The sequence below is a fragment of the Sphingobacterium shayense genome (assembly GCF_013179575.1).
GTDB lineage: Bacteria > Bacteroidota > Bacteroidia > Sphingobacteriales > Sphingobacteriaceae > Sphingobacterium > Sphingobacterium shayense.
This window is the reverse complement of record NZ_JABMCQ010000098.1, coordinates 1-14,912: the sequence shown is the minus strand read 5'-3', so window position 1 is coordinate 14,912 and position 14,912 is coordinate 1. Positions and strand designations below refer to the sequence as shown.

Genomic DNA, 14,912 nt, shown 5'->3' with positions numbered 1-14,912 from the left:
AATTATACTACATAATATATGCTGTATTTTCATCTATTTATCGTTTTTATGGCTGGTGAGCATGGGATATAAATAAAGAGCGCTTTATTCATATTGTTCTACATCTCGATTTTGTATTGCTTCTATCTGCAAATCCCAACAAAATAATGAAAAAAAATAGACGAAACCTGAATATGCGATGATAAATCAGTCTATTTATTATTGTTGTAACTAGCTAGTAATGCGTCTAATAGTATTTGTGTATATAGTTTGTATATACGAGATAATTTGTTGTAGATGGTTTGTTGAGCTAAATAGAAGAGGAGCTCGTTGATTTCTACCCATTTTTGCAGTATATAAAATTTGATAATTATGACTCCTAAAGTACAATCAATTTTAAGCTACATCGGTATCCTTTGGCTGGTCGCTTATTTCGCTGGTAAAGAAGAACGGAACGATTTGAGTAGGTATCATCTGAAGCAAGGATTGGGGCTGCTGGTAGCATCCTTGATTTTCAATATCCTGGTTGCTATCTTATTAACCCTAATTCCGTCTTTGGCCACTATACTTAGTTTCTCGGGCATTATTTTCCTTATTCTGATGATACTGGGTATCATCGCTGCTGCAAATGAAGCAAAGAAGCCGTTACCAATTATCGGGAAACTATTTGAGGACAAATTTGAATTTATTGATAAATAGTTTAATCATGGAGAAGCAGATTCTTTTTATCCCGGTTACGCAGTTATTGGATGAAATTTTAGAACAGTAAAATGTAATGAAGATGGGAGTAGCAATACATGGACTTTTGGTATTGATTGGGTTAGCTCTAGTGGCGCTTGGTATTCAAATGTTTTTATCGTCCCGACAATTCCGAGAAGCAGGAATACGGACGTTCGCTACTGTGAGCGATAATATTGCAATGGAATCCCGCGATAACAGCGGGACATCCATTATGTATGCACCGCTACTAGAATATATCGTTAACGGCGAGAAAAAGACGTATACACCTAATGCACGTTCAAATCCACCGGCCTATAATATTGGCGAAAAAGTGCCTATTGTTTACAGTCCAAAGAATCACCAAAACGTACGTATCATTTCCTATTGGGGTATTTATCTGGGAAGCAACATATTGTTAGCTTTTGGGATGCCGATTTTGGTGATTGGTTGCGGATACTTTTTGTTTAAATGGGGAATAATATAAATCTAAATTGAAATGTAGACACTGTAAGTAGCCAGATTCAGTTGTTTCAGCGGCTCCGGTTCGTCATAAGAGGTGTCCGACAGGCATAATCTGTCTTTTTTTACTCAGACGTTTCATTGCCGGGTATGAAGAACAAGAAATGCTATTCGCAAAATGCAGCAACGAAACAGACATTTTGTAAACGTATTGTGGTATGTAATAGATCTAAAAACAGATTATTAGTTGTTTTTATTTAGTAAAAATTTACAAAACTAAAGCCAATACTATGGTTACTTAGGCTTACCCACTCAGCATTTGACAATGCTATTTAAAAATTCAATCATTGGTCTTAGTCTTAAACGCGTTCCTAGAAATCGATAAACATAAACAAATGAAAATTAGTCTTTTAATAGCAGTTTTGTACATCTTCAGTTCCCGGCTATTACTCGCTCAACAGGGAGAGCTTGTACTAAAAGGCACCGAAGAGCAAAGAAACATCGGTTTTTGGCCAAGTAAGTTAGAACTTACCACGGAACTCATAGGAGTTAAAGTCGATCAAAGCCATCAAATTAGCATAAAAGAAATCCGGGCGGTAGATAATTTGAGTAATCCGTTAGAAATGATTGCTGGGTATCCGTATCCGAGGGATTATTTCACAAACCAGAAGGAAATAGTAATTGGTATTACGCCGCCTGCAAGAGAGGCAGAAAGCATTTCGGTTACAGGAGTGATCGAATATTTTACGGTCTCAGAAGCGCTTAAATCAGAGCTGAACCTCACCAATTTACAGCAGTATTATCATCAAAACCTGCTGAAAGGAATAAACGGCTGTAAATTAGTGCTGATTGATTTACGGGGTTTGAGTAAGATGCAAAAGAACGATGAAACGGGATATCTTAAAAAGGTAAAGGAGATTCATCAAAATGCGGGGGTGGGTGATGATGTTGATGATGCCAAGCTCTATCTGGATAAAGCAGTAAGCGATTACAACTACTGGGGAGGCGACGCCTCAAAACTATTACATTTTTACCGGGAAGATCCGAATGATGCTGTTGTTGAAGTTAAAATATGGAAAGACGGAAAGACATTGACTAACGGGTCATCAAACTATGGCGACTCCTATAGCTTCTCTATCGAGGAAAGCCTTACTCCAGAAATGAGGATGCAGATTATTGTGAAAACGGGGGATGCTATCCAAGAGATCCCGTTTCAATTTGTTGATGTGCGCTTACCATAAAAAGATAGAGCACACCTTTAGCAATAATCATAGATGCAGTGCAAATAAATATCATGGACATTCCACCAAAACAATAGAGCAATGAAACGGAAACTAATTTTAATCCTCGTTTTTTGTATTCACACGATGACTATCTATTCGCAAGAGCTTAACTTGTTTTTGCAGGATATTAAAGAAGAAAGATTTAACGGACAAACCCAGCGCAGTACATCCGATTCCATTAGTAAAATTACGTTTACTACTGCAGTGAACGGTATTAGGCTCGATAATTACCATTTTATAAAACTCGGCAAGCTTACAGTAGTAGACGAAACCGGCAAATCTTTGAAAGAAATTAAAGATAGCTTTTACAAAAACGACAGGTATCAAAACGATAAAAAAATGGAGTTTATCGTAGAAGCATCCCGCCGCCGCGTTACTAAGATCGAAAAATTTCAGGGCAGTCTGCTCTACTTTAGTCCGACCGAAGCGAATTACGGGAAAGTTATTGTCCGTGATTTCTTACATCGAAGGGGCGAAAATCTGCTCTTGAATACCTATGCTGAAATAGCGCTAGAATTGATGGACACCAATAAGCTTCTCGATATGCAGGAAGAGGCTCAAAAACTGATTGATAGAGAAGTGAAAAAACGTAAGAAAGAAGGTGCTTTAGACCGGGAGGAACAAGAGGAAATAAACCAGGCTCGCCAATTACTTACTGGTATAATGGGAATGGGCGGCAGGAGTTCCAGTCACAAGGCCCTTACATTTCAATTAAATAAAGCCTTAGGCGAGGCATTTTATCGAGTATCTATTTACAACGGAAAAGGAAAGAAAATCGACACTGGGTATTCTTCGGTCGGTAACTTGTATCAATTCCACCTCACTGAGCAACCAACAAAAGATTGTTATATCGAAATTCTTATTGAAACCAAGGATGCTGTAAAGGAGCTTCCGTTTCAGTTCCAAGATATTATATTGCCTTAATAATGATCAAAATGAAAGAGAATAGGGTATCGTCAGCATTTTATACGTCGTCTTATCGCCAGGCTCCGTACCCTTTAACAGGCTTCGGTCAATAGATCGCATTTGGATAGATGCAAACGCGGTAATAGGTTTTTAGTCACCGAGGTTTTTCATGGAAGATCAAACAAACAAATCAAGAGGCAAAATAGCGGGAAGAAAACAAATCGTGTTTACAAATGCCGCGGATGCAATTGGCGCAAAAAGAACGAGAACTGAGTGTATAAATCCAACAATCGTTGACTCTTGTAAAGAAAATGTCGGGGGATCGAGAGGATGTCCCGGAAACGAAAGATCAAAGCGACAAAGTTACCGCATTGCAAGAGTCTCTTTATAGGTAGGGGTGTTGCGAGCGGTCTTATTTACAGCGTAACGGCGAATAGTTTTGACCGAGATTTTTTAAAATAAATAACAAACACAATGAAAGCATTACGTTTTAAGCCTTTTTCAAAAGAGCAACTGATTGAAGGACTGCGCGAGAAATTACCGTACCGTAAAATAACGGCAAACTTTGGCGCTGTTCAGGTACGTACCAGTGGATTTACACTCACAGGATCTATCGGATTAAAATTAAAATCCGAGCGAGGTACAATCACGATGACCAATGGTCTGGATATGGTGGTTATACTGCTGTTTTTTTTTCTCCCGTTAGGCATCTATGTGCTGGCGAGATCTCGTAGAATAAAGGCGCTAGAAGCGGAGGTGATTGCTGCGTTAAATGAATTACTGGAGCCAGCTGGCCAAGAGTAATTGCAAATACAGAAGCTAGGATAAACCGATTATTCCTCTTTTAATACTTTTCATTGCCAGTCGAATATGTTTGAAAGTCAATATATTTGGATTGTGAGGAGGGTAGATTAGAGGATATTTCAAACGGTTGCCGATTGAATCTGGAAAATGTTTCAACCCAAGATTTAGAAATATAAAAGAGAATTTATGCTATGGGTGTATTTGTCCTCCCTAGCGATTGAAACACAGGACTGGTGTCTTGGAAAACGTAACAAAATCAAGCAAGTAAAATGAAAATGTATATTTCTGACATATCGCCTTCGGCACTTAGCGAGAAAGATCTTGAAATTTTCGATGCTTTGGATCGGGAAATCTATGGAGAGACGGTTGCTGGTGCAGTCGCGAACAAGTTAAGACAACGTCCAACAAGATTAAGTAAAGAGGGCTACTATCTAGGCGCAGGCGGACTTTATCATGCTCACCGGGATTATTGCGGCATCGGATTGTATTTTTTTGACGGAAAGTTTTGTATTGGTGAGGTAAATGATGGAATGGGACCACATCCTGTTTTAATCACTTTCGAAAACGAAAGAGAATTTGTTCAGTGGATGGCTGAACAAAGTGACCAAAGTATGTCGTTGGTCGTCAGAGACGACCAACTTTCATTTAACTTTAATAACCAAACCATCACCAAAATTCGATTACAATATTTTCTGGAAGTGGACTATGATGCGGCGTGGAATTCTTATTGTGCATATATAAAAAAGCAAATGACTCAATAATTTTAAAAGAACAGATTATGTGGATTAGGATAACCGATTCTATTGTAAAAAAAGTGGAGGCAACATATTTGAAAAATCCGAAAAATCAGGATAACTGAATGGTACTTGCCTTCTTTCAAGGGAAAATCGGTCAGTTTTTCATCGATTTCGATCGAAAAAAATTGTTCCCTAAGTATTATCATAAGCGATGTTGCTAAACCGAAGGAATAACTCCATAGCACTATCCGTTCACATCCATTTTTGGCTTTGGTTATTGGTTTAACGCTACAATTAGATAGCTTTTTGGTAATCAGGCAGAAGGAAAAAATCTGCCTGAATTTGAATTACAGTCTCTGGGGCTGCATGAAAAACCTAGGTGGGGTCGTCGTGAAATACCCTCCATTGTGCCTCGTAACAGTCTTGAAGAATTTTCAGTGGAATATCTTTGATTCCGATGTGCACGTCTACCTTATTGTTGGTGTAACCCACCCAAGCCATTTCAGCTAGTGTCGGAGTTTTTCCTACTTTATAGTAGCTTAGATTTTCCTTACACCACTCGTTATGCTTTTCTTGGATTTTTAGGAGTTCTTCTGCGAACATTTTTTTCCTTTTTTCAAATTCATGCTCAGAAAAATTTTTCATATCCATCCTTAATTAGTTCTCCATAAGAACAATTCAGACATGCGTTTGGTTGATAAAGAATTCGATATTTTTTCGAACACCTCCAAATTCCTCCTTTTGAAAAGTTATTTTACATAAACTTGGACGAAAGAACTACCTTTTTTCGGGAAGCCGTGAAGCTGCTCAGCGCGCCGCCATGATATCCTCTTTTTTGGCGATCTGCAAAAAACACGAGATAAATCCTTTTCAATGGTTAAAATATACTCTTGGAAATATCACCATTATATCCATCAACCACAAAAACTAGAAGAGCTGTATTCCCAGAACTATAAATAAATTATCCAATCAGAAAATAATTCGTTCAGCGGGTGGATACGTTCTAGTTTTTTTGGTCGGAAATTATAGTTGGTCTTGAATCTAATTTTTTTATTCAAAGGTGTCATGGATTACAATGTTTTTTTCGATCTTTGAAAGAACATTAACGTTTTAGTAATCATTTAAAATGTGTTTTTTAATCTTAACAGCCCTTTAAAAATTCCAACATAATTATAAAACCTAACAGTAATGAACAGAACAGCTATTTTATTTTTTTTATTTTGTATAATGGTGATACCTGGATTGTCACTTAATGCCCAAAGTTGGGAGCATACAGATGATGACCGAAAAGTTGCCTTTAACGTAGACACTATTGAGAAAAAAGGTTTTACGTTGATTTGGATCAACAAGGATAAAGATTTTAGTCCTAACCTAAAAAAAGAGCTAATTACAACGTATTTTCAAAATTATCCTAAACTTGTTAAAACCTTTAATAAGGAGTCAAGGAAGGTAGTTACTTTTGTGATAGACCCAGATTATAAGGGGGTGGCCGCTACAGCTGGAGGAATTGTGCGTTATAGTCCCGACTGGTTTGCAAAAAATCCAAACGATATTGATGTTGTGACCCATGAGATTATGCATATCGTTCAAGCTTACCCCAATAATTCTGGTCCATGGTGGGTAACCGAGGGAATTGCGGATTTTATCCGTTTTAAATATGGGGTAGCCAATGAAGCAGGGGATTGGAAGTTACCTGAATTTTCAACGGCACAAAAATATACTGATTCATATCGAGTTACCGCTCGGTTTTTCCATTGGATCGAAAAAAATGTGAAGAAAAATTTTGTAAAGAAATTGGACAAAGCGATGCGTGAGAAAACATACTCAGAGGATTTCTGGAAAAACGAAACAGGGGAATCGATTGACACTTTATGGGCCGAATACGCTGAAAATCCTAAAATCTAAACTATGAGTTAATTCAAACTTTGGAAATTTTATTGGCAATTTTACGATCTTTAGGTATTTCTCAAGAAAAATCTCATGAGAAATATGTTAAACCATTAATTGGCACAGCAAAAGGGACGCATACTTTTTTCCGGTGCTACGGTTCCATTAAATTCAAATCCTACCACGGGTATATGAACAGATTTTATAACAATACGATCATGCTCAACAGATTCAACTGGAATGAAAAAATATTTGGATAGGGAGTTCTTAGCAATACAGGAAAATTGGGTAGACGTTACAAGAACATGAGTTCGAGTGGAGGGGGAATGGGAAATGGGTTTGACGCTACCACGGGTAATTATACAGGGGAGGGGAGGCCTACTGTATATAGAAATGGGGCGAGTTACTCGAACAGCTGGGACGACCATAAGCTTAATAAAAATGTGAGCGTAAAAGGTATGACCGTAGAAGGAGACAGAGAGGTCTACCAATTTATCGATAATAATGTTCGGTCGAGGGAAAATAGGAGCTCAACTGATTTTAATCGAACATCACATGAACAAAAGCCCGTATACAAAGCTGTTAACAAAGAAATGGCCTACGAAAACTTACTGGTCTTTGAAGAGAAATGGAGCAAGAAATGCCCAATTGCTGCTAAATCCTGGCTGGACAATTGGGTCAACTTATCTACTTTTTTCCAGTGCGATGAACAGGATCGCAGGACTATTTACACCACTAATCCTATTGAAGGAATGCCCAGTCAGGTCCGTAAAATTACGAAGTCTAAAGGTGCATTCAGTTCTGAACAAGCTCTTATGAAGTTAATGTTTCTGATAATAAAGGATATCTCTAAAAAGTGGACAATGCCGATGCACAACTGGGGCTTGACGATATCTCAACTTTGTATTAAATTTGGAGATAGGCTCAAGCTAGATAGAGACTTTTAGAATTAGGTTAATTATCCAATGACACAGTTTGAGTTACACTCCCTATGGTAGCTATAGATTTCAATCTAATTGTACCTTTGCTAATTCTTTTTATTTTTTGAACCGTGATTCAGGTATTTCCGAGTCTTCAGCATGGTAAAAGATTTGTTGTAGAATACTTTAGCTCAATCAACCGAATAAGACTCTCAGAGTTCGTCTTTTTCTTCACATCTCCTTTATGGAGAACGAGACTTACTATTGGACCGTTGGTTGTCTGAATATTTTCTGTTGGTTCCCGCCTAACATCTAACTCGTCCTCTTCTTCCAATACCTCTTCTTTAAATGTTGCTAGAGAAATGTTTAGAAAATGGAGATCATTTTTTACATACTTATTTTGAAATGTTTTTAAGACACTGCTTTTTCCAGACCCATAAGGTCCTGTAAGTGTAATGTTTCTAATGTCATTTTCACTTCTAGTTTGTAAAGCCCAAGTTAACGCATTTGTATAGTGGTTGTCCTTATCAGCGTCTGCAATAGGAGCTAATGAGCTGTAGTTGCTGTTATCTAATCTAGGTTCATACTTACTCTTTAAGTGCAAATGAAAACTCTTAAGTTTGTCAATGGCAATTGAAACTAGGTTGCTATTTTTTTGTTCATGATCTACTTTTATAAAGTTATTTCATAATCGCGAATATTTCCTATTTCCATTATGTCATAGTTGGCTTGCGGATTATTGTGTGTCCAATATTTTAAATCAATTCTGTTTTCGATAGAATAACCATTCCTTAGTATCCGCTTTAAATCACTCTCAATTATTTTAAGAACTAATTTTCCGAAATCTGCGTCTGTTGAATTTAGCGGCAGTTGTTCCATCCAATAAGGGAGAATGGCACCTGTGACAATTACATTAATAATAGAGCTTCCTACTATCTGTTCGTTCTCTTGCAGCTGAAAGAAGAAACTCATCTTTCTTCCATCAAATTCATCTCTTGGATGAAGTCTAAACTCTTGAATTTTTATCATCGTAGATATTTTTGTGTCAAAATTAATACGAGTATTGTATCAACAGTATTTTGTGCTCCATACTATGAACTTCCTGAATGTTATGAGGGTCACTTTAGTGCTCCCTGTTTATATTTAACTTTGCCGTTTCTTAAAAATTCAGGTTTCGAAAATCGTACGGCAGATATACCTGGAATACTATCTAATATAAAATCATACATTTCGGGGTTATCAGTCGGAATCTTAAATCTGCAAACGATTTCCATTTTATTCTCTTCAGTAAAAGATAAATCTGAAATAACCTCAAACAAGCTTTTCACTATATCTTTATAATATTCTAGGTTATCCTGGTGTTGATCATCAATTTGTAATTGAAGCACAAAAGGTGGATTAATTGATTCCGCACGAGAAATAGATTCTCTGATATTGTTGACTAATTCGTTTCCGAATCTTCTCTCGTTGTCCCCGTATTTTGCAACAAAATGTTTAATTTCATTAATTAAGGAACCGAGATTTTTTGTAGGTATTTCTGTTATTACTCTATTAACGATAGAGGTAAGAGTCATTAGTTGGTGCTCGTTGTAAGAATCTTTTTCGAAGCTCGTCTTATTCAATGTTATATTTTCCGCTTTTATGCGTTTAGAAGCTTCCAGCAAATCGTTTATCGTACCAATTTGCTCAGCTTCTTGATTTTTTAATATTTCAACTGTCTTATTAAGGTCGTTAATTACTTGATCTTTTTGTAACAAAGTTTTGTATTCTGACTTGGCTTCGGCGACTGCGGCTTCTTCACTCGCAATCTCCTTAAGTTTTTTAAAATCAGCAATCTTATCCGTATGAAGTTGAGTGTTTTTTCGAATAGTGGGTGGTCTGTTTATTTTAGAAATGAAATTTTCCAATCGAGGAGTCCCCAAGGTATATATTATCGATAAAATAAGTGGGAAAATCAAGTACATATACCAACTGTATTCAAGGTAAAGAAATTGGTTTGGGTAGAATTCAGATGTAATAAGTTTTATTTTATTTTCTATCGATTGCGAAGAGAAAATCAAAAATAAAATTGGCTTCCAGTTAAGAATTGTCCAAGATATCACAAATGATCCAATCAATGGATTTGACATCCTTTCATTAAGTGGTTTAATAACTACGTCGATAGCGTCTCCCACTTTATTGTATACGGTTTTGCTTATTTCGTTACTCATGAAGATTAATAATATTGGTGCTCAAAAATACGATATTATTATATCATTCTGCAAATACCACGATTGCATTAAAATAAAACTTATATATAATTAAGTAATGATAATATTGTGATCTTACGGTTTTAAAGAGGGCTGTACGAGTTAGCTCCTCGGATTTGACTAAAAGCGAGAAATTATGTCACTAAAAGAAATAATCATTTCCAAAATCAAGAGAAGGCTAATTTATTAAAGATGAACCTTTCTGATGTATGAATCATAGGTCTAGCGGACAAGTTAGATTTTTAATAGAGAACGAGGATGATCTTGACAGTGAGGTCGACAAATTGAGTACAATTTTAGCCCGCAAGGAATTGGTAATCTTGGACGATGCTAAAAACGTGATGCAGAAACGATCTGTGGAGCAATAGGATGGAGCGAGCGAGAAGTAAAATCGGGAATAAGTTGGAAGAATATGCTTATGTATAATGCTGTAAATTATTGATTGTGATGCGATAGGAAAAGGAAATACCTACGTATACTTAGACTTTCCTCTCATTGAATCGTCCGTCGAGAATTTGGAGGGGAATGTTTGCACTGTAATTTGCTTTCTGTATTCTATATTTATTTTGTATGATATTTTTTGACTACTTATTAAATTTTTGGTATATTAGAATATACCGATTATTACAAAACAAACTTTTGCACAATTATGAAAAAACCGCATGTCCTGCTTAATACAAATATACAGAAGAATGATCCAGTTACAATGAAATACAACTATGGCTTTGGCGAAAACACAGACGATGATGAGGGTGAGAAAGATAAAGTCAGGGACTATGTTAATATTGGTCAAAATCTACAAAAGTCCTATTCAAAGTTCGGTCGAGATCGAAGTCAGCGAATAGATCAGAGAAGTCCTGAATTAGATGTGCCGCTTCACGTGGATTTTATTCGTATCAATTTTTGGGGGCAATTTGCAGTAAATGAGTATTTTGGAAGATGGTACCAGGCGTTTGGTTTAGAAGTCGTAGAAGTTACAAATTTCGGTATGTCAATAGTATTTGGCGTCGCAGAGGGTAACTTCGATAAGTTCAATACATTCTTATCTGCTGTGGAGGCCGCTATCCATAATGCTCAGGATCATCAAGAGAGGAAATACCCTAAGCTCATACACTATATAGAAGATTTTGAACTACTTACTACAGCGGAAATCATAAATACAGAAGTTACAGCAGAGGTGTTTGTCTTAAAGGTAGCAGATCTTATGGTTCATAATCACGAACTTGAGACGTTAATAGAGAGTCTAAAGACCTACCTCATTGATCGAGGGATTGAACATATTGTAAATAGGGAGATCGGTATTGTAGAGATATACAATAGAGAAGGATTGGACCTAGATGAGATCATCAATAACTTTGATATTTTTTTACAAGCTACATCGGGTAGAGCTACGATAATTAGACCAGATGTCTTTAACGTGCCTAGTCGAGAGTATGGATTCGAAGTCGCTGCTGGTGAAAACCTTCCATTAGTCGGAATTATAGATTCTGGTATTGATGCTCATACGCCGTTAGCACAATTGATTGTCACCGACGAGGAATTAAATTTAACCACAACATCCGTCCAACAAGATAACATAGATAGTGGCAGGGGACATGGCACTGCGGTGTCAGCTTTAGTGGCTTTAGGCGCAGAAGCTGTAAGGCAAGAATACAAAGGTATTATTACTCCGCATTGTCAGCTATTGCCAATTAAGATTATTGACTCCGATAGCTCTTCAATATCGATTAGCCGTGTTTTGGGGTTGCTTGAAATGGCGATCGAACGATATCCGCACATTAAGATATTCACATTGACCATTAATTTTTATGCAAATAAGAAGTATAATGAGCATTATTCGAGTTATGCATATGCTTTAGACAAATTTGTCTTTGAACATGATTGCTTGATCTTTATATCGACGGGGAATAATTCAGATGCTATTATGGATACGGATGGTTACGATCTAGATTATTTTGAAAATGAGCAAGCTAATCTTTGTAGTCCGGCAGAGTCGCTAAACAATATTACTGTGGGGGCTTGTGCTGACTCGTTGAGTATAGGAGATTATATAGGAATTTCTAACGGGAAAGAATACCCCACAATCTATAGTAGAAAAGGGCATTATCAATATGAACTGCTTAAAGGCAAGACTAAGGTTAATAAGACGTTGTTTAAGCCAGATCTCGTAATGGCTGGTGGTGACTATTGTTATGGAAAAACAGGGCTAACAGATATAGGTGAAGGTAGTATGCTCTTGCTTTCTGCAGACCCTACCGAAAGTTTCTATCGATTATTAGGAACAAGTTTTGCTACGCCTTTAGCAGCTAATATCGCCGTACAGATCCAAAAGCATTATCCTAGTCTCAGAGCGGCTTCTATTAAAGCGTTGATGCTCAATCATTGTTCAGATAAATGGGTGGAAGACTTGGCGACAAATAAAAGTATGTTAGTGGGACATGGATGTTTGAATAACGACCATGCTATCTATTCCGATAACAACACTATCAATTTTATAATAGAGGACACGATAAGCAATGGTGAACTTAAGATTGTTCCTGTGAATTTTCCAGATTACTTAATAACAAATGATTTAGGGAAGAAAAATAGAATACTGAGGATCACGGCAACTATTTCTTATCAATTTTTTCCTGTAAAGGAAAGCCAATTAGGATATTGTCCCGTATTGATAGCATTTAGCTTCTTTAAAAACCATGAAGGCGGAGCTATTGTAGAAAAAGAACATATTATAACTTCTAAATTGAAAAGTGCTTTAAATCTATGGAGTCAAAACTGTCGGTTTAAACAAAAACCCAATCCTTTTTCGAACACACAAAAGTTAAGTTTTGTTGTCAACGTTAACGAACTGCTTGATGAGAGTAACGTTTTTAAAATAGGAGTTCACTGCTTTAAACATCCCCAGCTAAGACCGGGGGAGGATACTCCCTATCAAAAAGACAACAGATTTTCTATCGCGGTATCTATAGAAGAAACATTGAAACAATCAACTGGTAGATTATACGATGAAATGTTGGCTGTTAATGAAGTAGAGCACATATTATCTGCTGACCAAGATCTCGATGCCGAAGCATAAAAAAGCCTTGGCTTATTCAACAGCCAAGGCTTCTTTTTCCTGTATGAGCAGATCGTACCAAATCTGGGTATTGATCTTAGGCCTTAGCGCCTGTGTACCTTTTATTGCAAATAGACTTCGCTTTATGGCATTGATCAGCGTCTTCTGTATGCTGTAGTAGGAGAGACCCTGTGCAACTTCGATCAGTTTTTTTATGGATACCTTTCTGTCATAGGCAAACTGTCCCTCTTTTAAGACCAATTGGATCAATTCCTGTATCTGTTGCTGGTTCGGTAGCTCCAAAGAGATCGCGAGGTCAAACCGACGCAACAACGACTCATCCAACATATCTTTTTGGTTGGTCGCGCAGATCACCATACTGCTCTGCGGTAGATAATCGAATAATTGCAAGATCGTATTCACGACTCGCTTCATCTCGCCATGATCCTGGCTGTAGTCACGTACCTTGCCCAAAGAATCAAACTCATCGATAAAAATGATACAGTCTTCCTGAGCCGCCTTACGGAATAACTTAGCTAAGTTCTTACTCGTCTCACCAAGTTTAGACGATACGATAGCACCAAGGTTGACCACGATCATCATCTTTTGCAGTTCGCCAGCGATGACGTAAGAAGCCAACGTCTTACCACACCCCGAAGGGCCGTATAGCAACAGTTTATTCGAGATTGGAAGTTGGTACTTCAATAGTACGTCGCTATGGCGATGTTCCTCCAAGAAGTTGACCAGTTTATCGTTAGCAGATTCCGTACATACCAGATTATCTAGACTGTAATCAGATGTTAGCGTCTCTATGATGAGTTCATCTGTCTCCCTGTCCTGTATCTGTTGGAAATGCGATTGCGATCCCACCTTTTGCAGCGGGCTATGCTGTGGCTTGCGTAGGCTGTCTTTCAGTAGTGACTGTAGTTGTAAGGCAAAGTTGACCTTTTTACTGTTCTTGTTGTGCTCGATAAATTCGTTCAACGTAGACAATAGCTTCTCCTGGTCGTTTTCCAACCCAAAGCGCGCGATGTCTTTTATATAATCTTGTTGTCCCATTTTTATCTACCATCTTGTATTAACTTATACAAGTGTATAAGTGCAAAGGTACGAAATTGTATAGTTGTGCTAGCACATTTAAGTTTATTTGATTGAAAGATAGCAAAATTAAATCGAATTGCTAGCACTGCTTATTATAAAAGTAAATAGAACGAATTTTGCCGACATGTTTCAAGAAGTTCTTTCATTGATATTAAAAAGAGGATAACTCAATGTGTTTTTTAAACTTTGAAAGAGAATGGAGTCAAGTCAGTGCTCTAATCATGTTCTTTAATCATTTTCACTACATTTCGGGGGGAATAATACACCCTTCCAAATTACTAGCATCTTTATCTTTGGCAATTAATGTGTTAGTATGAATCTGTTTTAGCTCTTTTTTGACCAAGTCTCTATCCAAAGCTTTGTACAGCTCTATTTCAATAAGGACGGCGTAATATTCATTTCTATATTTAGCGACTTCACCAGTGAAGATATATACTTCATTACGAAATTAATATCTTCATCTAATAAAAGAGCCCTTAAAAATTTTGGCTACTTATTTCCCTTTTGGATTCGTGTTCATCCTTAGACTACATATTTAATCCCATTGCTCCTGAGAAAGGATATTTCTTTTTTACCAACATCTTTTAAACAAATGGTGAATGCATATTTGTTCAATTCAGTTTTAAATCATAAATACGGCTAAATTGTAGCACATTACAAACTTCCCTCACTCAATCTACTTGGTTGAACGATGATAATAAAGTGTTTCGTTGATCTGGTACTTAAAAATGGCATCAGGTAGATGGTCTATATATTTGGAGACAGTAAAAATAATTGTTTCAAGTAATAATTATGCCTATTTCTGCTAGTATATC

At 37.0% G+C, this 14,912-nt stretch carries 15 protein-coding genes and 1 pseudogene; 11 read left to right on the top strand and 5 right to left on the bottom strand.

The annotated features are described in order from the left end of the window. Window positions 1-351 precede the first annotated feature (351 nt). From HP439_RS12125 to HP439_RS12100, 6 genes are all read left to right on the top strand, one after another. Window positions 352-678 (top strand): DUF4870 domain-containing protein, encoded by a 327-nt coding sequence (locus HP439_RS12125; protein ID WP_172390603.1) that lies wholly within the window; start codon window positions 352-354, stop codon window positions 676-678. An 82-nt stretch (window positions 679-760) separates the two neighbouring features. Continuing rightward, window positions 761-1,183, top strand: a complete 423-nt coding sequence (locus HP439_RS12120) for a DUF3592 domain-containing protein (RefSeq protein ID WP_172390602.1) — start codon at window positions 761-763, stop codon at window positions 1,181-1,183. A gap of 370 nt (window positions 1,184-1,553) precedes the next feature. Further along, window positions 1,554-2,399, top strand: coding sequence for a hypothetical protein (locus HP439_RS12115; RefSeq protein WP_172390601.1), 846 nt, complete (start codon window positions 1,554-1,556; stop codon window positions 2,397-2,399). An 81-nt stretch (window positions 2,400-2,480) separates the two neighbouring features. Continuing rightward, window positions 2,481-3,365, top strand: a complete 885-nt coding sequence (locus HP439_RS12110) for a hypothetical protein (RefSeq protein ID WP_172390600.1) — start codon at window positions 2,481-2,483, stop codon at window positions 3,363-3,365. A gap of 456 nt (window positions 3,366-3,821) precedes the next feature. Further along, entirely contained in the window at window positions 3,822-4,151 is a 330-nt protein-coding gene (locus tag HP439_RS12105; RefSeq protein ID WP_172390599.1) for a hypothetical protein, read from the top strand. Between the two features lie 269 nt (window positions 4,152-4,420). Then, window positions 4,421-4,912: a hypothetical protein gene (locus HP439_RS12100; protein ID WP_172390598.1), complete on the top strand. Its 492-nt coding sequence runs from the start codon at window positions 4,421-4,423 to the stop codon at window positions 4,910-4,912. 351 nt (window positions 4,913-5,263) lie between these two features. On the opposite strand, the gene HP439_RS12095 is transcribed toward HP439_RS12100, so the two are convergent. Then, complete coding sequence (locus HP439_RS12095; protein ID WP_172390597.1) at window positions 5,264-5,533, bottom strand: hypothetical protein; 270 nt, start codon at window positions 5,531-5,533, stop codon at window positions 5,264-5,266. 118 nt (window positions 5,534-5,651) lie between these two features. Between HP439_RS12095 and HP439_RS12090 the strand changes: the two are divergent. The 3 genes and pseudogenes from HP439_RS12090 to HP439_RS12080 all read left to right on the top strand — a co-directional run. Then, window positions 5,652-5,848 (top strand): annotated as a pseudogene (locus HP439_RS12090) (IS66 family transposase); the annotation flags it as partial. Between the two features lie 228 nt (window positions 5,849-6,076). Continuing rightward, window positions 6,077-6,793, top strand: coding sequence for a basic secretory protein-like protein (locus HP439_RS12085; RefSeq protein WP_172390596.1), 717 nt, complete (start codon window positions 6,077-6,079; stop codon window positions 6,791-6,793). A 287-nt stretch (window positions 6,794-7,080) separates the two neighbouring features. Beyond that, a complete protein-coding gene (locus tag HP439_RS12080; RefSeq protein ID WP_172390595.1) occupies window positions 7,081-7,722 on the top strand; it encodes a transposase in 642 nt (213 codons plus the stop codon). Window positions 7,723-7,849: 127 nt separating this feature from the next. Here the strand turns inward: HP439_RS12080 and HP439_RS12075 are convergent, their stop codons facing one another. The 3 genes from HP439_RS12075 to HP439_RS12065 form a co-directional block, all read right to left on the bottom strand. After that, window positions 7,850-8,299, bottom strand: coding sequence for a YobI family P-loop NTPase (locus HP439_RS12075; protein ID WP_172390594.1), 450 nt, complete (start codon window positions 8,297-8,299; stop codon window positions 7,850-7,852). Window positions 8,300-8,367: 68 nt separating this feature from the next. Beyond that, window positions 8,368-8,724, bottom strand: a complete 357-nt coding sequence (locus tag HP439_RS12070) for a hypothetical protein (protein ID WP_172390593.1) — start codon at window positions 8,722-8,724, stop codon at window positions 8,368-8,370. An 89-nt stretch (window positions 8,725-8,813) separates the two neighbouring features. Continuing rightward, complete coding sequence (locus tag HP439_RS12065; protein WP_172390592.1) at window positions 8,814-9,905, bottom strand: hypothetical protein; 1,092 nt, start codon at window positions 9,903-9,905, stop codon at window positions 8,814-8,816. 248 nt (window positions 9,906-10,153) lie between these two features. Between HP439_RS12065 and HP439_RS12060 the strand changes: the two genes are divergently transcribed. Then, entirely contained in the window at window positions 10,154-10,312 is a 159-nt protein-coding gene (locus HP439_RS12060; RefSeq protein WP_172390591.1) for a hypothetical protein, read from the top strand. Between the two features lie 281 nt (window positions 10,313-10,593). Beyond that, window positions 10,594-13,017: a S8 family peptidase gene (locus HP439_RS12055; protein WP_172390590.1), complete on the top strand. Its 2,424-nt coding sequence runs from the start codon at window positions 10,594-10,596 to the stop codon at window positions 13,015-13,017. A gap of 12 nt (window positions 13,018-13,029) precedes the next feature. On the opposite strand, the gene HP439_RS12050 is transcribed toward HP439_RS12055, so the two are convergent. Further along, window positions 13,030-14,055 carry an AAA family ATPase gene (locus HP439_RS12050; RefSeq protein ID WP_172390589.1) on the bottom strand — a complete coding sequence of 342 codons (1,026 nt, stop codon included), beginning with the start codon at window positions 14,053-14,055 and terminating at the stop codon, window positions 13,030-13,032. Window positions 14,056-14,912 lie beyond the last annotated feature (857 nt).